The sequence below is a fragment of the Pseudomonas sp. Sample_14 genome, from assembly GCF_004307515.1.
Classification (GTDB): Bacteria; Pseudomonadota; Gammaproteobacteria; order Pseudomonadales; family Pseudomonadaceae; genus Aquipseudomonas; species Aquipseudomonas atacamensis.
On the sequence record NZ_RCOC01000005.1, the window covers coordinates 1 to 23,842 of the forward strand.

The following is a 23,842-nucleotide window of genomic DNA, read 5'->3' on the forward strand; positions in this document are numbered from 1 at the left end:
ACGGCGGGTCAGCGAACCTTCGTCGAACAACCAGTCCAGGGTCAACGGATCGGGGCGGGGCGTCAGGCGGTCTTGGGTCAGCCAGAGCGGGGCGGGGCAGGCATTTGAATGTTGCACAATGAGTCATTATTGGCCGCAAATGAGGCGGCGAGCTTACCATGGCGGGCGACAGGATTGAGCGGCGCCGGCCGCCGTTGCGCCGAACAGGCTTGCATCTGCGCGGCACCCTCAGTACAAAACGCCCTGAGCCGGATGGCAACGCAGCACCCATCGACCGTCCGCGCCGGCACTAGGCCTGAACCCTGAGGAAGTACCTGAATGAAGAAGTGGCAATGTATCGTCTGTGGCCTGATCTATAACGAAGCCGATGGTTGGCCGGATGACGGCATCGCGGCGGGCACCCGCTGGGAAGACGTACCGGCAGACTGGCTGTGCCCCGACTGCGGCGTCGGCAAGATGGACTTCGAAATGATCGAAATCAACTAAGCAAATCAGAGGAGTAAGGCATGAGCGCACCAGTCGTCATCATCGGCACCGGGCTTGCGGGCTACAACCTGGCCCGCGAGTTTCGCAAGCTCGACAGCGAAACCCCGCTGCTGCTGATCACCGCCGATGACGGCCGCTCTTACTCCAAGCCGATGCTCTCCACCGGTTTCGGCAAGAACAAGGACGCCGACGGCCTGAGCATGGCCGAACCCGGCGCCATGGCCGAGCAGTTGAAAGCCGAGGTGCGCACCCACACGCGCATCAGCGGTATCGACGCCGGCCACAAACGCTTGTGGATCGGTGAAGAAGCCGTGCCCTATCGCGACCTGATTCTGGCCTGGGGCGCGGAAACCGTGCGCGTGCCGATCGAAGGCGACAGCGCGGAACTGGTATTCCCGATCAACGATCTCGAAGACTACGCGCGCTTCCGTGCCGCAGCGGCGGGCAAGCGTCGGGTGTTGTTGCTCGGCGCCGGGCTGATCGGCTGTGAGTTTGCCAATGACCTGATCCTCGGCGGCTACGAAGTGCAACTGGTCGCGCCGTGCGAACAGGTCATGCCGATGCTCTTGCATCCCGCCGCGGCGGCGGCCGTGCAGGCCGGGCTGGAAAGTATCGGGGCGAAGTTTCACCTCGGCCCGGTGCTGACCCGGCTGGAGAAAGTCGCCGATGGCCTCAAAGCGCACCTGTCCGACGGCCAGATCATCCCGTGTGATGTGGTGGTCTCGGCGATCGGCCTGCGCCCGCGCATCGATCTGGCAGCAGCTGCCGGCGTGCAGGTCAATCGCGGCGTGATGGTCGATCGTTACCTGAAGACCTCTCACGCCAACATCTACGCCTTGGGCGACTGCGCTGAAGTCGATGGGCTCAATCTGCTCTACGTGATGCCGCTGATGAGCTGCGCGCGCGCTTTGGCGCAAACCCTCGCAGGAAACCCGACCGCGGTCAGCTACGAACCGATGCCGATCACCGTGAAAACCCCGGTGTGCCCGCTGGTGGTGTCGCCGCCGCCACGGGGCAGCGAAGGCATTTGGAGCGTCGAAGGGCAGGGCGCCGACATCAAAGCGCTGTGCCACAGTGCCGAAGGTCAGTTGCTCGGTTACGCCCTGACCGGCGGGGCAGTCATGGAAAAACTGGCCCTGAACAAACAGCTGCCGCCGCTGCTGGCGTAAATGCCGGTCGTTCTGTCGCAAACACCGCTCTTTTGCCCCGACAAAGGTCTTGGTGAGACTGGCGCCGCCGTTGGCGGCGTGCCATTCTCACTCCCGTCTGCCGCAGAGTAGAGCCTGCGGCGCCTTGGGCGCTGTTCCAACGAGAACAGCACGGACATAACAACAAAAAACCGTCAAAGGGGCTTCACTAATGCGTAAACCAGAACTCGCCGCTGCAATCGCCGAAAAGGCAGACCTGACCAAAGAACAGGCCAACCGCGTCCTCAACGCCGTCCTCGAAGAAATCACCGGCGCCCTGCACCGCAAGGACAGCGTGACGCTGGTCGGCTTCGGCACCTTCCTGCAACGCCACCGCGGCGCCCGCACCGGCAAAAACCCGCAGACCGGCGAACCGGTCAAGATCAAGGCCAGCAACACCGTTGCGTTCAAGCCAGGCAAATCGTTGAAAGACAGCGTCAATCCTTGATGGCGGCGTGCTCCCCTGAATGACGGGGAGAACCGCAAATGAGAAATGGGCACACCGATTGCGGTCGGGTGCCCATTTTTTGTGGCTGTCTGTTGGCTTACTGGCGTCGGAAGCAGGCCTTGCCGTTGCCGAAATCCACGGCCAGGCAGTTTGGCTCGATCGCCAGTTGCAGGTCCTGGAACAGTCCGCCCAGATCGCTGTTGGAGGCAGGCTTGGTTTTGCTTTCCAGCACTACTGTCTGGTTCTCGACTTTCCAGGTGCCTTTGGCAAAGCCATCGGCGCTACCATACGCCACACCGGCATCAAAGGTGCCGTCCTTTCGCAACAGCAACTCGGCGCCCATTTCCATTGCGCCGGTCAGGTAGTAATGGCCGTCCAATGGTGGGGTTTCCGCTGACGCGTGGGTGATGGGCAGCCACATGAGCGCGGCGAAAAACAGTGGTTTCAGTTCCATGAAATGAAGCTCCTTGGCAGTTGTAGTAGAGGGATCGCATTTTCGAGCGTTGGATTCTGGCACAGCCATGTTTTGCCCGCCCGTTGTTCAGGCGCTACACAATCGAATCAATATCCAGATGAAACGGCGCGCCAACTGCATGTCCACCGGTCATCGCGGCGATAGCGGCGTCGTGGTCTTCAGCGGCTGGCGGGATCATCGCCAGTTGCTCCTGAACCAGGTTTTCAGGGTGGGCGTTCCAGCGCAGCAGACCTTCCTCGACCCATTCGGGCTGGTCGGCATAGCTGCCGTAAACGTCGGTCTCAGTGACCCGTTGACTGCGCAGCGCTGTCAGGTGGGCCTTGGTCATGCTGATTTTGTCTATTTCCTGATTGAGCATCAGCGTCTTGTGCACGCGCTCCTGCTCTCGCACGTAAGAACGGTGGTTGTTTTGCAGATCGCGCTTAACGGCCCGCAGCTGTTGCTGAATATTCTCCAGGGCGCTGCTGATCCACTCGTATTCGCGATTGGTCACCAGCGAACGCTTGAGCTGCAGTGCTTCCTGCCAACGGCGCAAGCTGGCCCAGCAGCCGGGGATGTAGCTGCCGACCATTGAGTGGTGACCTGCGGAGAACAACTGCCGCAAAAACGATCCGCGTTCGGGCAAGCCGTTGGTAGCGCGCAGGGCCTTGGCGCAGCCGTGATCGACGATCGTGCTGCAACCCGGCTCCCAGAGAAGCGAGGATCGGTGGTCGTTGTCGAACTCAACGGGCATGAAATGGCGCAAAGCACCGTGATGCCCATAGTCGTCGCCAAAGAAATTGATGATTCCCCAGATCAGCAGGCCGAGGCCGGCGACCGGGTTGAAGCCCAGCACCACGGCGTTGGTTGCGTACATCGGCCCAGGCTTGGCAAAGGTGTTCATCCAGGTCGCCGGCACGCTCGGTACCGGATCGTTCTGATTGACGATGCGGTGATGAACCAGCGACTGGGCGCTTTCGATGAAGGTAGTGTCGCCGGCGCGGGGGGCGCCGTAGGTGTAGAGCACGATTTGCGGGGAGAACTCCAGGTTGCGTCTCAGCATCTCGGACAGGATCAATGCAACTGCACCGCCCAGACTGTGACCCGTGATCAGCAGCTTTTGCCCGCTGTAGAATTTTTCCAGATAAGTCACGATAAATGGATAAGCCGCCAAAGCGCCACGGTAGAAACCGCGGTGCACTTTGCCTTCGCCTTCGGCAAAGGGAACCTGATAGGCATCGCCGTCACGCCGGCCGTCGGGCCAGATCTCACTGGTACCTCGCACGCTGATCAGGATCAGTTCGTCGTGGTGGCAGATGAAAGCCTGAGTGTCCGTGCTTTCGACCTGTTTGCGATCATCGAAAAAATGCAGTCTGGCGGGGTGTTCTTGTTGATTCCCTAACGCGGGGTCATTCACTTCGGGGTAAAGATTCGGGTCAAACGGCACCACTTCCAGGCGTTTCGAATACGGCACGTCTTCATACAGTGGATAGTATTTCTGCGATTGTGAGTCATCGACCTTCCACAACTCATCGAACTGCGGCAGCGCGTGGCCGAACCAGTTGCCGCTGCTGGGCTGTAGCGTAAAGCTTACCGTGTCGGTCTGCACCGGTTGAGTGTTGGGTTCCTGCCCGAAATCGGTGTAGCTCAGCGTCGCCATCACCGACAGCTGATAAAGGTTAAGCGCGCAGAACGCTTCGCCTGTCGACAGCATTGGCCGTAGCGCTCTCATCGGACGTACTTCCAGCACATGATGTTTGTTCGGCAACAGCGCGACGCCCTTGGGCGGCGGCGGGGAAAACCCCAGTTCGACGGTGGCCATCTCCGCCGCACTCAAGATTGTGTGCAGTCCGCCATCCGCAGAAGTTTTATCGACGAGCGTGAAGTCTCTGGACTTCGCCGCCGATCGCATGAGCTTGTGCGCCGCCCTTTTCGGAGGGTCGCGACGAGCAGCCAGCGGCGGCAGGTGGGCGATGTGTTTTACCAGTTCACTGACTTCGACCTGGCAGTACGCATCGGTTTCGGACAGGTCCTTGGCGGGGTTGGCCTGGGTGCGAGTGCCTGTTTTGTGGAAGAAGCGGGTTTTTTCGGCGCGGACTTGGAGTTCGGTGATGGGAAGAGGGTAGTGCGGTCGTTCCTTCAGTCGCGCATATATTTCCTCTTTACCCTGATAAAACTGACTGAGCTTCAGGGTTACGGGACCGCAGTAATGATCAAGAACTTTTCCGGAGCCCGAGGAATCCAGTTTGCCGGTATAAACAATATCTTCGTAATCGACGGCTTCGTAGGTCAAACCGGCGTAGGGTTTGCCATCACCGAACTCGTCCACCAATTGAAAACTTGTGGCTTGTCCGCGTCTTGGGCAGGCGTGGATGTTGCCTTGCATAAAGGCCGCAATGCCCGAATCTGTCGGCTCAATGCTCATGGGGTCTGATCCTTGTTTTCAGTGCAATCGGGGTAAATAGTGCAGATGCGCTCGTCTACCATCCTGAATGTGCTGAAGTCTTTGTAATTGCCGAAACAGAACGCATCCTGATCCTCAAAGGCTTTCCCCATGCAGCGCTTCCATCCGCCGGGCACTTTTACCCACGTGTCACCAAAAGCGGGCTTTTCCCGCTCAGATAATTGGATTTTCAGAGTCACCGTTTTTCCGGAAAGCTGAGTCAGCGTGTACGCCGTGAAAGGACGGCTCCGCCCGACATTGCCCTGTGCATCCATTTTTTTGCAGGTCAGCAGTTTGATCAGATAACGCTTCGGGCCCACCGTGCGAAAAGACCACATGCATTCACCAAAGAACTCAGCTGTCTCGTCATCTCTGAAACTATCCATCTGTCGTTCCAACAACTCCGGACGTACAGCAATCGAGGCGTAGTCATAGCTGAAGTTGCTTCGTCCTGAACCATAAATACCGATGACCTTGATCTCGATGTAATTCAGCGCCAGAGGACATTCGCTTACGGTTCTGTACAGCGGGATCTCGGAAGTCCCTTCGTACTTCATATTGGTTTTGTTGTATCCCAGCTGAGTGTTTCTCCCGCCAGGCACGGTGCATGTTTGGCCCTTGGCCGGAACATAGGTGGCCGTCAGGTCGTACTTGAATCCGGGCGGAAAATCCGGAACAAACGTAAACGTGTTCGGGGTCTTCACCGTCGTACAACCCACCAGCAATCCCAGGCAACCACTCAGCATCAACCCTCGTTTCAAGTTCCTCATCGTCCTACCTCTCCCTGCCAATACAACGCTTCCTGATATACCCGCTCAAAATGCATCGCCGGATCTTCACCGGGTTTGGGCAGCCATGATTTGCCTGGCCGATATCCCGGTAACTGCAAACTGCGGGTCAGCAAGAAATGCACTTGCTCCGGTTGTTGCCAGCCCCACAAGTGCGTCAGTTGAATCAGGCCCCACAGCCACTCATCGACGTCGAGCTGTTCGGCCAGCGTGGCCATGGCTTCGGTGTGTTCGCCGACCAGGTAACGGCGGGTGTTGTCGAACAGCACGTTGGCGTAGATCAGCTCCGGGGTCGGCGTGTGCAGCCAAGGCGGATCCATCGGCAGCGGGTGGTGGCCGGGGTCCGGGTTGTCGATGGCGTTCCATCGCTCTGCGTGCCAATAGCAGACGCTGTTGAATGGCCCGAGAAACGCCGCGCGGTGCTCGGGTTGCAGGTGCGCCAGCGCACGGCCCTGAACCCGGTTGTCATGCACGCGGTACACCGCCTGATTCGGGCGTTCGCCGGTTATCAGGCGCTCGCGCCAGTGCGCCGCCAGCGCGTCAAGTTCGACGTGACGGGCACTGGCCAGCCAGCCCCAATTGCGCTCGGGCGTGGCGAGCAAGGTTTGGATGGCGGGATGCTGCGCCGTATCGATTTGCAACAGCAGCGGGCCGGTCGGCACCAGCGACTCGGCCGGCGTGCCGCTGTAGAGCGGACGAAACCGCTCGGTGCCGAGGTCGCGGGTCAACGCAGCGTGCTCTGCGCTTTGGCCCTCGGTGTCGAGCATCAGATACAGTTCACAGCCGGCGCGGGACTGAGCGTGCAACCATTGTTCGACCGGGCTCATGCGACTTCTCCCAGCTCACACTGACCCGCTGCGCAGGCTTCGCACAGCGGGCAAAAATCCGCTGCCTGCTGGCGGGCACTGTTGACGATCGACAGCGGCGTGGCGTTGATCGCAGCTGGCAGGCCGGCCTCAACTTGCAGCGGTTGTAGCGGTGCGAGACCCGGCAGTGGCGCGCCGCCCTGAACGATGGGCACGCTGCTGAAAATCCCGCCGGCATTGATCACGATGTGATGACCGCCCGCTGACAGCGTCAGGCTCATGCCGGCATCGATCACCACGTTGCTTGCCGTGACATGCGCCTGCTGGCCGGCCTGGATCACCAGAGCGCCCAAGGTCTGGCTGCTGGTGCCGCTGACCTGCAACAAGTCGTCGGCGTTGATTACTGTGCTTCGCAGTCCTTGATGAGTGCGCGAATCCTTGCCCTCGATGAGACTGGTGCTGTCATTGCCGACATGCTCATGGCGGTCTCGAGTGATCAGGCTGCGGCTGTCGTTGAGGATCAGTTGCTCAAGGTCGCGCTGCGCGCGCAGGTAGATCTTCTCCTGCCCGGCGCGATCCTCGATCGACAGTTCGTTGTAGCCGCCATTGCGCGGTGAGCTCTGGCTGCGTAATACCGTGCGGGTTTTACTCGCCGGCAAGGGATGGGCGACGGCATTGACCTTGTTGGCGATGCAGCCGGTAATCAGCGGTTGGTCCGGGTCGCCTTCCTGGAAGGTCACGACCACTTCCATGTCGACCCGGGGAATGGTCACCGCACCAAATCCGTCACCTGCCCAACTGGAAGCTACGCGTAACCAGCAGCTGCTTTTTTCGCTGTTGCGTTCAGCGCGATCCCAGGGAAACTCGACACGAACCCTGCCGTACTCATCGCAGAAGATCTCCTCTCCGGGAGGCCCGGTAACGCGCGCGGTCTGGCAGACCAGCAAGGGTCTTGGCGCGGGCAAAGGCGGGCGGAAAACCACTTCTGCGGGAATGGCCCTGAAGGTATTGCGGTAGCCCTGGGAAAAACCATCGGCAGGTTTCGCCTCGCTGCTGAAAGCCTCTTCGAGCACTGCCGGTTGCTTGCCTTCGTGACTGAGACTGACCAACAGCCACAACTCGTTGCACTCGGCCCTGGGATGTTCGCTCAGCTCGAACAAGTGACCGCTGCGCAAAATCGCCTGATCGCTTTTGCCTTCAATCCATTGATAGTCGCTGCGATGGCGCTCCAAGGCCTGACGCGCCAGCTGTTTGCCGTGCTTCTCGGACTTCATCAACAGTGGATAGCGATACTCCTCCAGAGCCGGCGTGAACTCTGCGGTGAAGCGGCTTTCCAGCAGCAGGCTTGGCCGCTTGAGGTCATAGTCACGGCGGGTGACGGTGCTGGTACGGGTGTTGAAGCCCATGGTCAGGTGGTTGACCACCGGGTGTTCGGCAACCATGCCGCTATCAACCCGAAAGGCTGTCGTACCCAATTTGGGTGCGAACACCGGGCTGTCGCTGAATACCAGTAAGTGCCCGTCGAGCGAATGTTGATGGTGCCAGGCGATACCCTCTTCGGCGCACAGACGCTGAATGAACAAAAAGTCGCTTTCGCCGTACTGCGTGCAGTACTCACGAGGCTCACCGGCGGCGACATTGAACGTGAAGTCATCGGCCTGGATGCCATGCCCTTTGAGCACTTGCGCGATGATCTGCGGCACGGTCAGTTGCTGGAAAATCCGCTGGTCGTGGCTCAGTTGCAGATAATGCAGCGCCGGTACCAGTGTCAGTTCATAACGGGTCAGGCGCTGGCCTGATTCGCCGAGCATGACGTTTTCGATCCGCCCGTGAATGCCTTCGCCCGCTGATCCGAACTGCAGAAACGCAGGTTGGCTGAGCAAGCTTTCCAGATCGAAATCCGCGTGCTCGCTCACCAGCTCAAGGCGAAATGCGTACAGCTGACTGATGGCTTCGGTGCCCGTGAACGCGAGCACCTTGAAGTCGTGACGAATGGCGGGGATATGCAGAGAGAATGGCGCGCAGTGGCCTTTGCCGAACATGGGCTTGTCCTTAAGCAAAGTGAGTCAAAGCGCGATGCTGTCCTCCCTGATCGCCGCGCATGAAAAGTGGCCAGGGCAAGCTAGCGGCGCGGCAAACTAATTGATGTAAGAAGTATCCCTGAAATTTGTCAGAGTATTCCGGTGTGGAAGTCTTGGTCGTGATGCGAGAACTATCTGAAGGACGCGGCTTCGATAACTATCGAGTTGGCAGTGTTTGTTGGCGCGGGAAAGTTTCAGAATAATGAAATGCCATCATTATAGTGGCACTTTTTGCGTTGATCGTTGTCGCGGAAAACTTGTTGAGGCAAACCAGCTATTTTCGGAAGTGTCCTACTTCTATTTTTTTTTGAATTTGGCATGCTGCACGCCGCTCGAGGATACGAGCGTCAGGTAAACTCGCCCGGCTGCGGCGCAGGGCTCTGGGTCAAGGGTTTGCCGGGGGCTGGTAAAATCCGCCAGTTAATAAACGGCCTCAGGGAAACCCCTGCGACATATAGGGCGATCTCCTACAGACCGCAATGAACAGTTCGTCTTGTTGTTTAATCAGATGCTTGCTAGTGGCCATCATAGTGATTACGATGCGCCCACTTGAAAGAGCACATCTCAATTGGATGAGTCGCTGAACTGCTCTTCGATACTGTCCCGCGTTGCTGAAACTCCATTCGCGCGCATGACTGTAATCCTTAATAAAGGCCATGGATGTCCTACTCAAGCAAACTTTCCGCCCATTACCTCGAACTCGCAAAAGTCTCTGTTTCCAAAGAGAATTTCGCGGGCGAAGACGTTCGTTTTTCGAGCGAGTTCGAGGCGCTGGAAAGTGAGCTGGCCAAGGCTTCGTCGATGCACGAAAGCGGGCAGATCGACTGGCTGAAAATCCGCGAAAACAGCGAAAATCTGCTGCGTACCCAATCCAAGGATCTGCGTGTCGGCGCCTGGCTGACCTGGTCGCTGTACCAGCGCGAATCCTTCCCCGGGCTGCTCGCCGGCCTCGGTCTGCTGCACCATCTGTCGGAAAACAACTGGGCCGACGTTCACCCGCTCAAACCCCGCACCCGTGCCGCCGCGATCGGCTGGCTGGTGCCGCGTCTCGAGCAGGTCATCACCGAAAACATTGCGATCAAAGAGCAGTTGCCGATGTTCCGGCAGCTCTCCGAGCACCTGGCCGGCCTTGAGGCCGCGTGCACTGAGCATCTGGGCGATGACGCGCCGCTGCTGCTGCCGATCTCCCGCCGCCTGAAAACCATGATTCAGCGCGCCGCCGACAACCAGCCGGCGCCCGGCGTGGTGGGCGCGGCGGTGGCGCAGGTCAAGCAGGCCGCGACCCAGCTGCTCACCCCCGGCGCGCCGATCGACAACGAACGTGATGCGCACAAAGCCCTGCGCGCCCTGCAGGAAAGCGCGCGCCCGTTGTGTGCCTGGTGGCTGAAACAGAAAGCCACCGACCTGCGTGCCCTGCGCCTCAATCGCACGCTGCTGTGGATGACCATCGACGCGGTGCCCGAGCGCAACGCCGAGCAGATCACCGTGCTGCGCGGTCTGCCGCTGGAAAAGCTCAAGCTCTATCAGGACCGTTTCGATCAGGGCAAATACGCCGACCTGCTGGTGGAACTGGAGGCGAGCCTGGCGAAGGCGCCGTTCTGGTTCGATGGCCAGAGGATGGTCTGGGAATGTCTCCAGAACCTCAACGCCGAGCTGGCCATGCGCGAAGTGGAAATCCACTTCGCGCTTTTGATTCAGCGCCTGCCGGGCATCATCGAGTTGCGCTTCCATGACGGCGCGCCGTTTGCCGATCCGTCCACCCGGGCGTGGATCGCCGCCAATGTCATGCCGCACCTGCAAAGCGCCAGCGCGCCGCGCAAGGTCGAAAGCGAGAACGTCGAAACCCAGCCGGCCTGGGAAAAAGCCCTCGAGGAAGTTCAGCCGATCCTGCGCAAGGAAGGCTTGAAGCCGGCCGTGCAGATTCTCAAGCAGGGTCTGCAATCGGCCCACGGTGGCCGCGAACGCTTCTTCTGGCAGTTCACCCTCGCGCGGCTGTGTTTCCTGGCCAAGAAATACGAACTGGCCAAGAACCAGCTCGAAACCCTCGATCAGACATTACAGGACTCAGGCCTGCACGCCTGGGAGCCCGATCTTGCATTGCAGGTGCTGCACCTGCTGCACAGTTGCTGCGAGTTGTTGCCGCAGAACCACGCCGTACGTGAAAGCAAGGAAGAGATTTATCGCAGGCTGTGCCACCTCGACCTCGAAGTGGTACTCGAATAGGCCCCAGGGCCACAACCGCAAGGAGAAAAGCCATGGCCAAAGAAGGCTCGGTAGCCCCCAAGGAACGCATCAACGTCACCTTCAAACCCGCCACCGGCGGAGCTCAGGAAGAGATTGAACTGCCGCTGAAGCTGCTGGCAATCGGTGACTACACCCACCGCAAGGACGATCGCAAAATCGAAGATCGCAAGCCGATCAGCATCGACAAGATGACCTTCGACGAAGTGTTGGCCAAGCAAGAGCTGGGTCTGACGCTGAGCGTGCCGAACCGTCTGCAGGAAGATGGCGAGGCTGAAGAGCTGGCCGTGCAATTGCGCGTCAATTCGATGAAGGACTTCAACCCGGCCAGCCTGGTCGAGCAAGTGCCTGAGCTGAAAAAACTGATGGAACTGCGCGATGCGCTGGTGGCCCTCAAAGGCCCGCTGGGTAACGCACCTGCGTTCCGTAAAGCGATCGAAGGCGTGCTCGCCGACGACGAATCCCGCGGTCGCGTACTCGGTGAGCTGGGCCTGAACGCCGCAGCCCCGGACGCCTGAGACTCCAGTAGCCAAGGAAGCCAACACAATGAGCACTAGCGCAGCACAAGAGAAGAGCGCCGCCAGCGGCGAATACAGCATTCTCGACAGCATCATCGCCGAAACCCGTCTGACCCCGGACGACGAAGCCTACGACATCGCCAAGCGTGGCGTGTCGGCGTTCATCGAAGAGCTGCTCAAGCCGCAGAACAACGGTGAGCCGGTCAAGAAAGCCATGGTTGACCGCATGATCGCCGAGATCGATGCCAAGCTCAGCCGTCAGATGGACGAGATCCTGCACCACCCGGATTTCCAGGCGCTGGAATCGTCGTGGCGTGGTCTGCAGTTGCTGGTCGACCGCACCAACTTCCGCGAAAACATCAAGATCGAAATCCTCAACGTCTCCAAAGAAGACCTGCTGGACGATTTCGAAGATTCGCCGGAAGTCATGCAGTCGGGCCTGTACAAGCACATCTACACCGCTGAATACGGCCAGTTCGGTGGTCAGCCTGTGGGCGCGATCATCGCCAACTACTACATGTCGCCAAGCTCGCCAGACGTCAAGCTGATGCAGTACGTGGCCAGCGTTTCGTGCATGTCCCACGCGCCGTTCATCGCTGCTGCCGGCCCGAAATTCTTCGGCCTGGAAAGCTTCACCGGCCTGCCGGATCTGAAAGATCTGAAAGACCACTTCGAAGGCCCGCAATTCGCCAAATGGCAGAGCTTCCGGACTTCGGAAGACTCGCGCTACGTTGGCCTGACCGTGCCGCGTTTCCTGCTGCGCAACCCGTACGATCCGGAAGAAAACCCGGTGAAATCGTTCGTCTACAAGGAAACCGTTGCCAACAGCCACGAGCACTATCTGTGGGGCAACACCGCTTACGCGTTCGGTACCAAGCTGACCGACAGCTTCGCCAAATTCCGCTGGTGCCCGAACATCATCGGCCCGCAGAGCGGTGGCGCGGTTGAAGACCTGCCGTTGCACCACTTCGAAAGCATGGGCGAAATCGAAACCAAGATCCCTACTGAAGTTCTGGTTTCCGACCGTCGTGAATACGAACTGGCCGAGGAAGGCTTCATCTCCCTGACCATGCGCAAAGGCTCCGACAACGCGGCGTTCTTCTCCGCAAGCTCGGTGCAGAAGCCGAAGTTCTTCGGCATCAGCGCAGAAGGCAAGGCGGCAGAGCTGAACTACAAGCTCGGCACCCAACTGCCGTACATGATGATCGTCAACCGCCTGGCTCACTACTTGAAAGTGCTGCAGCGCGAGCAACTCGGTTCGTGGAAAGAGCGTACCGACCTCGAGCTGGAACTGAACAAGTGGATCCGTCAGTACGTTGCCGACCAGGAAAACCCGAGCGCCGAAGTGCGTGGCCGTCGTCCGCTGCGCGCTGCGCAAGTGATCGTCAGCGACGTTGAAGGCGAGCCGGGCTGGTACCGCGTGAGCTTGAATGTGCGTCCGCACTTCAAGTACATGGGTGCCGATTTCACCCTGTCGCTGGTTGGCAAGCTGGACAAAGAGTAAGAGCGACTCATGGACGGATACGGCAGCCTGTTCGAACGCCTCAACGGCGACGCACAACTACGCAAGGGCAACAGCCTTGAGGCTTGTGCCATGGCGTCAGTGGCTGCCCATCTGGCCAAAATGCTCAGCACCCGGGCCGGCAGCGTGCAAACGCTGGCCGACTACGGGTTGCCCGATCTCAATGACATGCGCCTGAGCCTGCACGACTCGCTGAGTCAGGCCCGCCTGGCCATCGAAAACTTCATCGAAGCCTACGAGCCACGCCTGAGCAACGTGCGTGTCATTTCCCTGCCGCGTGACCACGATCAACTTCGCCTGGCCTTCAGTATCGAAGGCCTGCTGGAAGTCGAGGGTTTCAAGCGTCAGGTCAGTTTCTCCGCGCGCCTGGATGGCAGCGGTCAAGTCAAGGTCACCTAAGGAGATCCCCGATGTCTGGCAAACCCGCAGCACGCGTATCCGACCCCACCGCTTGCCCGCTCCCCGGCCACGGCACCAACCCGATCGCCGCCGGTTCCGGCGACGTGTTCTTCGACGGCCTCGCGGCCGCCCGCCAAGGCGATGTCTCGGCGTGTGGTGGTGCGATGGTCGGCGATCTTGCGACAACCGTGTTGATCAACGGCAAACCGGCTGCGACCGTAGGTTCGGTTGGATCTCACGGCAATAAGGTCACGGCCGGATCCGGGACGGTGATTATTGGCAATTCGCATACGCCGGCGCCGTTTGTGCCGCCGGAGCCGGTCATCATTCTTGGAATATTCAATCGTGTCTTTGAATTCAAAACCGCAGATGGAAGAACGGTTGAAAATTTAAACTACATCATGCGCTCTGATAGCGGGATTGAGAAAACAGGCTCAACGTCAACAGGCATGTCAGGTGGTTTTTCAACTGGAAAGACGGCAGAGCCTGTAACTATATATATTTCGGCGGACTAGTAGGTATGGAGACCGTAATCAACATCGATGGTGTCGCTTACACGTTTGTGACTCAGGACGAGGTGACTACACTTAAAGTTCTTACCGAAACAACTGAGAGCAAGGATACAAAGCCGAAGAAAGTTGACCTTCCGTTGGCCTGGATTATTACGCGAAAAAGTGGTGTGCCGCTCTTCGCCTTGAAACCGGGTAAGGATGACTCTCCATTCAGAATTATCACTGCGGAGAAACTATACGCAGAAAAGGGTCAGTGGTTCGAACCGTTGGCCAGATATTATAGAGAGCTTGTCTGGATCAACCCGGAAACAACGCAGGCCGGATCAGAATCGCATGCGGCTTATAAACATGTTACTTGGCAGGAGCTGATCGACTTCGCAATCGTCGACCGGTTTTCATTCACTTTTCACTCTGGAATGCCGGGTGACTGGAAATTCCGTGCCGTGGGCGGTGCTGAGTTCTTGATGGTGTTCATGGAGGATAAACCGTATTGGACTGATGGCATTGGCCAGGTGCCGTTTGCGGTTAACACCTATAGAAAATATCTGCGAGAAACAAAGCAGGTAGAACTCGCAATAAAGCTGGCTGGTGAAACGGGTGTGACCTGGGGCGACGGCAAAGCCTATACCGGAGCAGAGCGAGGACCGAAAGACGTTTACGATAACTTCATCATATTGCGAGGGATATTGTGGGCAAAAGAAAACTGCAAGTTGGTTGTGAAAAAAGACACGGTATACGATAAAGGTATCCCGCACACAATTGAACTTACTGACGCACCTTATGTGCCTGTATCGAATGCGAAGTTAATAAATCCAATTTCGCAAGGCGATATGGATCAGTACGGGGCATGGAATAAATGAAAGCTCGTCGCTTAGTTGCCTGTATTCCACACCTGATAGTATGTGCCCTGTATATTCCTTTGCATAACTACGGTGTCGACGTATATATCGATATGTATGGCGGGTTGACATCGAGAGGTATCGGCATCGGTATGACGCCGGATCTAATGGTTCAGTATTTTGTGGTGATGAACGCTATAGCGTTTTTTGTCCCCAAGCTGAAATTAAAGGTCCTGTCTGTCTCATTAATGCTGGGACTTATTTTGTACTATTTTTTGCCTCACTACCCCGTCCGTGCGATGGCTTACACCTCGATGGGTGGTGTCCTGACTTTTGCGGCGATATTTGCTGGCCAATTGATTGATCGCGTTTTTTTTTCAAATCGAGAAGTTAAAGCATGACTGTTGGGCGTTATGGCCGACATTGCCCGCGGGGAGTTTCTTACCCGCATGAACTGTTCTGCTGTTTTTTTAAATGAGTTCCACTACCAGGCAGGTACCCCGTGTCCTTTAACCACTACTACCAAAGCGAACTCACCGCACTGCGCCAGCTCGGTCGCCGTTTCGCCGAGCGTAGTCCGGCGCTGGCGCCGTATCTGGGGCAGGCCGGGCGGGATCCGGATGTAGAGCGGTTGCTCGAAGGCTTTGCATTCCTCACCGGGCGCCTGCGCCAGAAGCTCGATGACGAACTGCCGGAGCTCAGCCATTCGCTGATGCAGTTGCTGTGGCCGAACTACATGCGCCCGCTGCCGGCGTTCAGCATTTTGCAGTTTGATCCGCTCAAGCGTTCCGGGCCGGCGCTGCTGGTCGAGCGCGATACGCCGATCGAGAGCAAGCCGATAGAAGACGTGCGCTGCCGTTTCCGCACCTGTTACCCGACCGAAGTCTTGCCGCTGGATCTGGCCGCACTGAATTACTCGGTGAAGGGCGATGGCTCGCTGCTCAGCCTGCGCCTGGAAATGAGCGCTGACGGCCACCTCGGCGAATTGGGGCTGAGCAAGTTGCGCCTGCACTTTGCCGGTGAGCGCTACATCAGCCAGATGCTCTACCTGAGCCTGCTGCGCAACCTCGACGGCATCGAACTGATCCCGCTCGACGGCGCCGGCAAGCCGATTGATGGCGTCAGCGGCAAGCCGATGGCGTTCAAGATTCCCGGCGACCGGGTGAAACCGGTGGGTTTTGCCGAAGAAGAAGCGTTGATCCCGTATCCGCTGAACACCTTCCGTGGCTATCGCTACTTGCAGGAATATTTCGCCTTCCAGGACAAGTTCCTGTTCGTCGACGTCAACGGTCTGGACATTCTCAAGGCGCTGCCGGAAGACACCCTCAAGCAGATGCGCGGCCTCGAATTGCGTTTCGACATCCGCAAGAGCGGCATCATGCGCATGCGCCCGACGCTCGATAACGTGAAGCTGTTCTGCACGCCGATCGTCAATCTGTTCGAGCACGACGCGCTGCCGATTCGTCTCGATGGCAAGCAGGACGAGTACCTCCTGCTGCCGGCGGAATACGACCTGGAAAACTGCGGTGTGTTCTCGGTGGAAACCGTCACTGGCTGGAAGCCCGGCGGTCTCGGTTATCAGGAGTACGTGCCGTTCGAATCCTTCGAGCACGACCCGAGTTTCGACGTGCCCAACAGCCGTCCGCATTACAGCATTCGCCAGCGTTCGTCCTTGTTGCATGACGGCCTCGACACTTACCTGAGCTTCGGCATCCGCCACACCGAAGCCCACGAAACGCTGTCGATCGAGCTGATGTGCACCAATCAGAACCTGCCGAAAAAGCTCAAGCTCGGCGACATCTGCATGGCCAGCGAGCAGACCCCGGAATTCCTCAGTTTCCGCAACATCACCCCGGCCACTCCGAGTTTCGCGCCGCCGCTGAACCGTGACTTCCTGTGGAAGCTGATCAGCAACATGTCGCTTAACTATCTGTCGCTGGCCGACGTCAATGCGTTGAAGGTGATTCTGGAAACCTACGACCTGCCGCGCTACTACGACCAGCACGCGGAAAAGGTCAGCAAACGCCTGCTCGGCGGCCTCAAGCACATCAAGCATCACCACGTCGACCGACTGCATCGCGGCCTGCCGGTGCGCGGTTTGCGCACCGAACTGACCATCGACCCGGAAGGCTATATCGGAGAAGGCGACCTGTTCGTCTTCGCTTCGGTTCTCAACGAGTTTTTCGCGCTTTACGCCAGTCTCAATTCATTCCATGAGCTGCGGGTAAAAAGCACACAGGGAGAGGTGTACCAATGGACACCACGTATGGGCCTGCAGCCCCTGCTTTAAGCGGGCTGACCAAGGTAATACGCGAGTACTCGCTGTTTCAGGCCGTGCTGTTGGTGATCGACCGGCTGCGCGAGGCACACCCGCATCTGAGCGAAGACGATCTGTATGACCAGGTCGAGTTCCAGGCCAACCCGAGCCTGGGCTTTCCGCGCAGCGACGTCGATCGCGTCGAGTTTTTCGAAGAGCACGGCAAGATGCGCGCGCGCATGCGCTTCAACCTGATCGGTCTGGTCGGCTCCGGTTCGCCGCTGCCGGCGTTCTATGGCGAACAAGCCTTGGGCGACAGCGAGGACGGCAACCCGACGCGCAATTTCCTCGACCTGTTCCACCATCGCCTGCAACGACTGATGCTGCCGATCTGGCGCAAGTACCGCTACCGCGCGAGCTTCCAGAGCGGCGCGATCGACCCGTTCTCGGCGCAACTTTTTGCGCTGATCGGCCTGGGTGGCGACGAGATCCGCAAGGCCAAGGAACTCAACTGGAAACGCCTGCTGCCGTACCTCGGTCTGCTCAGCTTGCGGGCGCATTCGGCGGCGCTGATCGAAGCCGTGCTGCGTTACTACTTCAAGCACGAAGACCTGGTCATCGAGCAGTGCATCGAGCGCCGCGTGGAAATTCTCGACGAGCAGCGCAATCGTTTGGGCCGCGCCAACAGCGTACTCGGCGAAGACCTGGTGCTGGGCGAGCACGTGCGCGATCGCAGCGGCAAATTCCGCATTCACATCACCGAACTCGACTGGCAGCGATTCCATGAATTCCTGCCGATCGGTTTCGGTTACCAGCCACTTTGCGCGCTGGTGCGGTTCACCTTGCGTGACCCGCTCGATTACGACATTCGCCTGGTCCTGCGCCAGGAAGAAATCCGCGAACTGCGCATCGGTGAGCAGAACGCCTGTCGCCTCGGTTGGACCAGTTGGCTGGGCCGCGAAAAAGCGGACGGCGTGGTGACCCTGGGCAGCAAAATTCATTAAGGACGTGAGCCATGATCAACGTAGACCTGCAACAACTCATCCAGGCGCTGGACGCCGAAACCCGTCGTGATCTGGAGCGTTCGGCCGAGCGTTGCGTCGCCCGTGGCGGCAGCAAGATCCTCATCGAAGACTTGCTGCTGGGCTTGCTCGAGCGCCCGAACGGCTTGCTGTCGCGCGCGCTGCAAGATGCTGACGTCGACGCCGGTGAACTGACCGCTGCATTGCAGTCGCGGGTCGAGCACAGCGCTTCGCGCAACCCGGTGTTCGCCCCGGAACTGGTGCAGTGGCTGCAAGACGCGCTGCTGGTGGCCAACCTCGAACTGGGCCAGACCCAGGTTGAAGACGCCGCGCTGATCCTGGCGTTGCTGCGCAACCCGATGCGATATGCCGGCAGCCGCTATCAACCGCTGCTCGCCAAACTGAACATTGATCGCCTGAAAGAATTTGCCCTGTCGCAACAGGAGCAACCGGCGGCCAACGGCAAGCCGGCGGCGCAAGGCGAATCGCTGTTGCAGCGCTTCACCCACAACCTGACCCAACAGGCCCGCGACGGCAAACTCGACCCGGTGCTGTGCCGTGACGGCGCGATCCGGCAGATGGTCGACATCCTCGCCCGTCGTCGCAAGAACAACCCGATCGTCGTCGGTGAGGCCGGTGTCGGTAAGACCGCCATCGTCGAAGGTCTCGCCTCGCGCATCGCTGCCGGTGAAGTGCCGCAAGTGCTCAAAGGCGTTGAATTGCTGTCGCTGGACATGGGCCTGTTGCAGGCCGGCGCCAGCGTCAAAGGCGAATTCGAGCGTCGTTTGAAAGGCGTGATCGACGAGGTCAAAGCGTCGCCGAAACCGATCATTCTGTTTATCGACGAAGCCCACACGCTGATCGGCGCGGGCGGCAATGCCGGCGGTTCCGACGCGGCCAACCTGCTGAAACCGGCGCTGGCCCGTGGCGAACTGCGCACCATCGCCGCGACCACCTGGGCCGAGTACAAGAAATACTTCGAGAAAGACCCGGCGCTGGCCCGTCGCTTCCAGCCTGTGCAATTGCACGAACCGACCGTGAGCGAAGCGGTGACCATTCTGCGTGGTCTGGCTCAGGTCTACGAGAAGAGCCACGGCATCTACCTGCGCGATGACGCGGTGGTGTCCGCTGCTGAATTGTCCGCGCGTTACCTGGCCGGTCGGCAACTGCCGGACAAAGCCGTCGACGTCCTCGACACCGCTTGCGCCCGCGTGCGCATCAGCCTCGCTGCTGCCCCGGAAAGTCTGGAGCGCCTGCGTGGCGAACTGGCTGAAGGCGGCCGTCAGCGCCAGGCCCTGCGTCGCGATGCCGAGGCCGGTCTGCTGATCGACCACGAAGCGCTGGAGGCACTGGAAGCGCGGCTGGACGAAGCCGAAAACGAGATGGTTGCGCTCGAGACCTTGTGGACTGAGCAAAAAGAACTGGCCGAGCGCCTGCTGGAACTGCGTCAGCAACTGGCCAAGGCCCGCGAAGCCGCAGCCGTCGAGCCGACCGTCAGCGTCGAAGAAGACGCCGAAGGCACCGTGATTGAAACTGTGGTCGCCGAAGTCGAAGAAGGCCAGAGCGTCGAAGCGCTGGAAGCTCAGCTGCATGAAACCCACGCCGCGTTGACCGCTGCGCAAGTCAAAGAACGCCTGGTCAGCTTCGAAGTCTGCCCGCGTCTGGTTGCCGAAGTGATCAGCGCCTGGACCGGTGTGCCGCTGGCGCAACTGGCCCGCGAGCACAACGCCAAGGTCGCCAGTTTCGCCACCGATCTGCGCACACGCATCCGTGGTCAGGAGCAAGCCGTGCACGCGCTGGATCGTTCGATGCGCGCAACCGCTGCCGGTCTGAACAAGCCTGATGCACCGGTCGGTGTGTTCCTGCTGGTCGGCCCGAGCGGCGTCGGCAAGACCGAAACCGCGCTGGCCCTGGCTGACCTGCTGTACGGCGGCGACCGCTTCATCACCACCATCAACATGTCCGAGTTCCAGGAGAAGCACACCGTCTCGCGTCTGATCGGCGCGCCACCGGGCTACGTCGGTTACGGCGAGGGCGGCATGCTCACCGAAGCCGTGCGTCAGAAGCCGTATTCGGTGGTGTTGCTCGATGAAGTCGAGAAGGCCGACCCGGACGTGCTCAACCTGTTCTACCAAATCTTCGACAAAGGCGTGGCCAACGATGGCGAAGGTCGCGAGATCGACTTCCGCAACACGTTGATCCTGATGACCTCCAACCTCGGTAGCGACAAGATCAGCGAACTCTGCGAAGACGGCGCGCGGCCGACCGCCGAAGTGCTCGAAGAAACCATTCGCCCGGTACTCAGCAAACACTTCAAACCGGCGCTGCTGGCGCGGATGAAAGTGGTGCCGTACTACCCGGTGGGCGGGCCGGTGCTGCGCGAGCTGATCGAAATCAAACTCGGCCGTCTCGGCGAGCGCCTGAACCGTCGTCAGCTGGACTTCAGCTGGTGCCAGAACCTCGTCGATCACCTGTCCGAGCGTTGCACGCAAAGCGAAAGCGGCGCGCGCCTGATCGATCATCTGCTCGATCAACACGTGCTGCCGTTGGTGGCCGACCGTCTGCTCGACGCGATGGCGACCGGCGAGAGCCTCAAGCGTGTGCATGCCACGCTTGACGGCAACTCCAGCGTGACCTGCGAGTTCGTCTGAGGTGGGCGTGATGTTCACTCAAGTGCCGCAGCCACTGGTCTATGCCGAAGCGTTGCTGGCGCAGTTCGCCAGTCTGTCGCGGGCGGCGGACAGTGCTGCGCTGCTGGGTGAATTCGTCCGTGGCCTGGCCGAACTGAGTGGCTGCGAACTGACGCAGCTGTATCTGCTCGACGCCACCCACACCTGCCTGGGGATGAATGCCGAGTGCCTCGACGGCGCGCTGCAACCGCGTCAGGCGGCGAGCCTGCCGGCGGATTACAACGGCGAGCAACTGCTGCAATTTGCCCTGTGCCAGAACCGCGTGGTGTGCCTCGACGACCTGACCGGCAGCCTGCACGAAACCAGTTTTCTGCCGGCGACGAGCACGCCGTGGCAGTCGCTGTTGTGCGTGCCGCTGGTCAATCAGCACAAGTCGGTTGAGGGCTTGTTGCTGTGTGCCAGTCGCCGTCGCACTGACTTGCAGGGTTTCGCCGACTCCCTCGGCCAGCTCGGCTCGTTCGTGCTCGGCCAACTGCATCTGCTGCAACGCCTGCGTCAGCCAACCGTCGAATCGGCCACCGCCACACGCAGTGTGCCGAGCATCAGCGGCTACGGCCTGATCGGTAAAAGCGCGGCGATGCGCCAGACCTACTCGCTGATCAGCAAGATCCTCCACAGCCCTTATACCGTGCTGTTGCGTGGCGAGACAGGCACCGGCAAGGAAGTGGTGGCGCGGGCGATCCACGATTGCGGCCCGCGTCGCTCCCAGGCGTTCATCGTGCAGAACTGCGCGGCGTTCCCGGAAAACCTGCTGGAAAGCGAGCTGTTCGGCTATCGCAAAGGCGCCTTCACTGGTGCCGATCGCGATCGTGCCGGGCTGTTCGACGCGGCCAATGGCGGCACGTTGCTGCTCGATGAAATCGGCGACATGCCGTTGTCGCTGCAAGCGAAGATTCTGCGCGTGTTGCAGGAAGGCGAGATTCGTCCGCTGGGTTCCAACGACACGCACAAGATCGACGTGCGCATCATCGCCGCGACGCACCGTGATCTGGCGGCGCTGGTCAGCGAAGGCAAGTTCCGCGAGGACTTGTACTACCGCCTCGCGCAGTTCCCGATCGAGCTGCCGGCCCTGCGTCAGCGCGAAGGCGACATCCTCGATCTGGCCCGACATTTCGCCGAGAAGACCTGCACGTTTTTGCAGCGTGATCCGGTGCGCTGGTCGGATTCGGCGCTGGAGCATCTGTGCAGCTACAACTTCCCCGGCAACGTTCGCGAACTCAAGGCACTGGTCGAGCGCGCGGTGTTGCTCTGCGAGGGCGGCGAGTTGCTCGCCGAGCATTTTTCCCTGCGCCTGGAAGCGATGCCGGAAGACAACAGCGGCCTGAATCTGCGCGAACGCCTGGAGCAGGTCGAGCGCTCTTTGCTCCTCGATTGCCTGCGCAAGAACGACGGCAACCAGACCCTCGCCGCCCGCGAACTGGGCCTGCCACGGCGCACGCTGCTGTACCGCCTCGGGCGCCTGAATATCAATTTGGGTGACTTTGATGGTTGAGCTACAGCACTTCTTCGAACCCAACACATACCCTGTGGCGAGGGGATTTATCCCCGTCCGGCTGCGCAGCAGTCGCAGTCCGGTACATACGGTTTCACTGAGAAATCGCGCTGGCAGGTTATGGGGGCGCTGCGCACCCCAACGGGGACAAGTCCCCTCGCCACGGGAGGTCGCCGTACCTCCAGGCTATGGCGCAAGGCCTCGATCTAGAGGCTTCGAGCCCACCTCAAAAACTTATTTCAGCGCCGCCCGCAAGGGTCGGCGCTTTGTGCTTTGTCTACACCTGGAGACCCTCTGATGTCTGTTCGTCACTGGCACGCTGTCCTGCTGACCCTCGTCGTTCTATGCGGCCTTGGCGGCTGTAGCGGCAATTACAAATTCAACGACAACGACTATCGCCCGTTGGGTGATCCGCAAGCGGTCAATCGCGGCAAGTGACCGCAAGGAGCATCAAACATGGAATTGGTTTTCGAAATGCTGAACACCAAGCAGTTCGTGCCCACCGAGCTGTGCCAGCGGACCTTCAAGCAGGCCGGCGGCGTGATCGGGCGCGGCGAGGACTGCGACTGGATCATCCCTGACCGCAAGCGGCACCTGTCCAATCATCACGCGATTGTCAGCTACCGCGAGGGCTCGTTCTTCCTTACCGACACCAGCAGCAACGGTGTCCAGGACGGCAGCAGCGGCGCGCGCCTGCACAAGGGCGAGCCGGTGCGCATCGAGCACGGCAGCACCTACATTCTCGGCGACTTCGAGATCCGCGCGCGGCTGGTCCGTGACCCGGCGACCTTCGACGGCGAAGTCGGCCGTCCGCGTGCCGCTGGCAGCATCATTCCGGATGACGCGTTCCTCGACCTCGACCCGCTCAATGCCCTCGAACAGCAAGAGCGCGTCTACTCGGAAATCGACGAACTGCTGTCGCCCACCGCCAAGCCGGAAGACTCCCGTCAACGTGCCGACTACGCGCGCATCGACATGGAAAGCCTGATGGTCCCGGAGCTGATCGCCGCCCCGGTCGAGCCTGAGCCGGCGCCTGCACCGAAAGCCGTCGAGCGTCAGAGCGAAGGTTTCTGGGAACACTTCGGCGCGGCGCTGGGCGTCGACGTCAAAGGCCTCAGCCACGACGAACGCGAAGCGCTGGCGCTCAACGCTGCGCGCCTGCTGCGCCAGAGCATCGGCGGTTTGCAGCAGAGCCTGCGCACCCGCTCCGAGCTGAAAAACGAACTGCGTCTGGCGCAGACCACCGTGCAGGGCACCAACAAGAACCCGCTGAAATTCGCCGTCGATCCGAGCGAAGCACTGCAGATTCTGTTGCAGCCAAGCAAGCCTGGACACCTGCCGGCCGAGCAGGCGATCTCCCGTGCATTCCGTGATTTGCAGGCGCACCAAGTGGCTTTGCTGACCGCCAGTCGCGCCGCCGTGCGAGGCACGCTGGAGCACTTCTCGCCGGAGCAACTGACCCTGCGTTTCGAGCGCGACAGCAAGCCATTGATTGCAACATCGGGTGGGCGCTGGAGAGCGTTCGGCCGCTATCACCAGGCCCTGCGTCAGGACGATGACTGGAGCGAGCGTCTGCTGGCCCGCGACTTTGCCCAGGCCTACGAAGAACAGATCCGCCTGATCTCCACCCTCCACACCGACCACCAAGGATGATGCG

At 59.9% G+C, this 23,842-nt stretch carries 21 protein-coding genes and 1 pseudogene; 16 read left to right on the top strand and 6 right to left on the bottom strand.

The genetic code is table 11. The features are described 5' to 3' along the window. Nucleotides 1-117: pseudogene (locus D8U61_RS00560) on the bottom strand (chorismate--pyruvate lyase); the annotation flags it as partial. A gap of 201 nt (nucleotides 118-318) precedes the next feature. Here D8U61_RS00560 and D8U61_RS00565 point away from each other — a divergent pair. The 3 genes from D8U61_RS00565 to D8U61_RS00575 all read left to right on the top strand — a co-directional run bounded on the left by D8U61_RS00565 (nucleotide 319) and on the right by D8U61_RS00575 (nucleotide 2,121). Then, on the top strand, nucleotides 319-486 hold the full coding sequence (locus D8U61_RS00565) for a rubredoxin (RefSeq protein ID WP_016772491.1): 168 nt from the start codon (nucleotides 319-321) through the stop codon (nucleotides 484-486). 20 nt (nucleotides 487-506) lie between these two features. Next, nucleotides 507-1,655 carry an FAD-dependent oxidoreductase gene (locus D8U61_RS00570; protein WP_130926250.1) on the top strand — a complete coding sequence of 383 codons (1,149 nt, stop codon included), beginning with the start codon at nucleotides 507-509 and terminating at the stop codon, nucleotides 1,653-1,655. A gap of 190 nt (nucleotides 1,656-1,845) precedes the next feature. Then, nucleotides 1,846-2,121 (top strand): HU family DNA-binding protein, encoded by a 276-nt coding sequence (locus tag D8U61_RS00575; RefSeq protein ID WP_003213368.1) that lies wholly within the window; start codon nucleotides 1,846-1,848, stop codon nucleotides 2,119-2,121. A gap of 97 nt (nucleotides 2,122-2,218) precedes the next feature. On the opposite strand, the gene D8U61_RS00580 is transcribed toward D8U61_RS00575, so the two are convergent. From D8U61_RS00580 to tssI, 5 genes are all read right to left on the bottom strand, one after another. Further along, complete coding sequence (locus D8U61_RS00580; protein ID WP_071172084.1) at nucleotides 2,219-2,575, bottom strand: hypothetical protein; 357 nt, start codon at nucleotides 2,573-2,575, stop codon at nucleotides 2,219-2,221. A gap of 94 nt (nucleotides 2,576-2,669) precedes the next feature. Beyond that, complete coding sequence (locus D8U61_RS00585; RefSeq protein ID WP_130926251.1) at nucleotides 2,670-5,000, bottom strand: lipase family protein; 2,331 nt, start codon at nucleotides 4,998-5,000, stop codon at nucleotides 2,670-2,672. After that, a complete protein-coding gene (locus tag D8U61_RS00590) occupies nucleotides 4,997-5,764 on the bottom strand; it encodes a hypothetical protein (RefSeq protein WP_241663578.1) in 768 nt (255 codons plus the stop codon). The genes D8U61_RS00585 and D8U61_RS00590 overlap by 4 nt, the downstream gene beginning before the upstream one ends. A 20-nt stretch (nucleotides 5,765-5,784) precedes the next feature. After that, nucleotides 5,785-6,633, bottom strand: coding sequence for a DUF4123 domain-containing protein (locus tag D8U61_RS00595; RefSeq protein WP_130926252.1), 849 nt, complete (start codon nucleotides 6,631-6,633; stop codon nucleotides 5,785-5,787). Further along, nucleotides 6,630-8,654: a type VI secretion system tip protein TssI/VgrG gene (gene tssI, locus D8U61_RS00600; protein ID WP_016772497.1), complete on the bottom strand. Its 2,025-nt coding sequence runs from the start codon at nucleotides 8,652-8,654 to the stop codon at nucleotides 6,630-6,632. Before tssI ends, D8U61_RS00595 begins: the two co-directional genes overlap by 4 nt. 699 nt (nucleotides 8,655-9,353) lie before the next feature. On the opposite strand from tssI, the gene tssA reads away from it, so the two are divergent. The 13 genes from tssA to tagH all read left to right on the top strand — a co-directional run bounded on the left by tssA (nucleotide 9,354) and on the right by tagH (nucleotide 23,838). Then, nucleotides 9,354-10,916, top strand: coding sequence for a type VI secretion system protein TssA (gene tssA, locus D8U61_RS00605; protein ID WP_130889038.1), 1,563 nt, complete (start codon nucleotides 9,354-9,356; stop codon nucleotides 10,914-10,916). Between the two features lie 32 nt (nucleotides 10,917-10,948). Continuing rightward, nucleotides 10,949-11,452, top strand: coding sequence for a type VI secretion system contractile sheath small subunit (gene tssB, locus D8U61_RS00610; protein ID WP_016772498.1), 504 nt, complete (start codon nucleotides 10,949-10,951; stop codon nucleotides 11,450-11,452). A 28-nt stretch (nucleotides 11,453-11,480) separates the two neighbouring features. Beyond that, the gene (tssC, locus tag D8U61_RS00615) at nucleotides 11,481-12,956 is read left to right on the top strand and encodes a type VI secretion system contractile sheath large subunit (protein ID WP_016772499.1); all 1,476 of its coding nucleotides are present in this window, start codon (nucleotides 11,481-11,483) and stop codon (nucleotides 12,954-12,956) included. 9 nt (nucleotides 12,957-12,965) lie between these two features. Beyond that, entirely contained in the window at nucleotides 12,966-13,373 is a 408-nt protein-coding gene (tssE, locus tag D8U61_RS00620; protein ID WP_007920274.1) for a type VI secretion system baseplate subunit TssE, read from the top strand. An 11-nt stretch (nucleotides 13,374-13,384) separates the two neighbouring features. Next, the gene (locus tag D8U61_RS00625) at nucleotides 13,385-13,888 is read left to right on the top strand and encodes a PAAR domain-containing protein (RefSeq protein WP_125927433.1); all 504 of its coding nucleotides are present in this window, start codon (nucleotides 13,385-13,387) and stop codon (nucleotides 13,886-13,888) included. Between the two features lie 5 nt (nucleotides 13,889-13,893). Continuing rightward, nucleotides 13,894-14,745 (top strand): hypothetical protein, encoded by an 852-nt coding sequence (locus D8U61_RS00630; RefSeq protein WP_016772501.1) that lies wholly within the window; start codon nucleotides 13,894-13,896, stop codon nucleotides 14,743-14,745. Then, a complete protein-coding gene (locus D8U61_RS00635; protein WP_110599800.1) occupies nucleotides 14,742-15,125 on the top strand; it encodes a hypothetical protein in 384 nt (127 codons plus the stop codon). The genes D8U61_RS00630 and D8U61_RS00635 overlap by 4 nt, the downstream gene beginning before the upstream one ends. 101 nt (nucleotides 15,126-15,226) lie before the next feature. Then, nucleotides 15,227-17,014: a type VI secretion system baseplate subunit TssF gene (gene tssF / locus D8U61_RS00640; RefSeq protein WP_130926253.1), complete on the top strand. Its 1,788-nt coding sequence runs from the start codon at nucleotides 15,227-15,229 to the stop codon at nucleotides 17,012-17,014. Continuing rightward, the gene (gene tssG, locus D8U61_RS00645) at nucleotides 16,978-17,985 is read left to right on the top strand and encodes a type VI secretion system baseplate subunit TssG (protein ID WP_056790879.1); all 1,008 of its coding nucleotides are present in this window, start codon (nucleotides 16,978-16,980) and stop codon (nucleotides 17,983-17,985) included. The genes tssF and tssG overlap by 37 nt, the downstream gene beginning before the upstream one ends. An 11-nt stretch (nucleotides 17,986-17,996) precedes the next feature. Beyond that, on the top strand, nucleotides 17,997-20,654 hold the full coding sequence (tssH, locus tag D8U61_RS00650; protein WP_130926254.1) for a type VI secretion system ATPase TssH: 2,658 nt from the start codon (nucleotides 17,997-17,999) through the stop codon (nucleotides 20,652-20,654). Between the two features lie 10 nt (nucleotides 20,655-20,664). Continuing rightward, the gene (locus D8U61_RS00655) at nucleotides 20,665-22,185 is read left to right on the top strand and encodes a sigma 54-interacting transcriptional regulator (protein ID WP_130926255.1); all 1,521 of its coding nucleotides are present in this window, start codon (nucleotides 20,665-20,667) and stop codon (nucleotides 22,183-22,185) included. Between the two features lie 297 nt (nucleotides 22,186-22,482). Further along, a complete protein-coding gene (locus tag D8U61_RS00665; protein WP_003229566.1) occupies nucleotides 22,483-22,623 on the top strand; it encodes a hypothetical protein in 141 nt (46 codons plus the stop codon). An 18-nt stretch (nucleotides 22,624-22,641) separates the two neighbouring features. Then, the gene (tagH, locus tag D8U61_RS00670; protein WP_016772508.1) at nucleotides 22,642-23,838 is read left to right on the top strand and encodes a type VI secretion system-associated FHA domain protein TagH; all 1,197 of its coding nucleotides are present in this window, start codon (nucleotides 22,642-22,644) and stop codon (nucleotides 23,836-23,838) included. The last annotated feature ends 4 nt before the right edge of the window (nucleotides 23,839-23,842 follow it).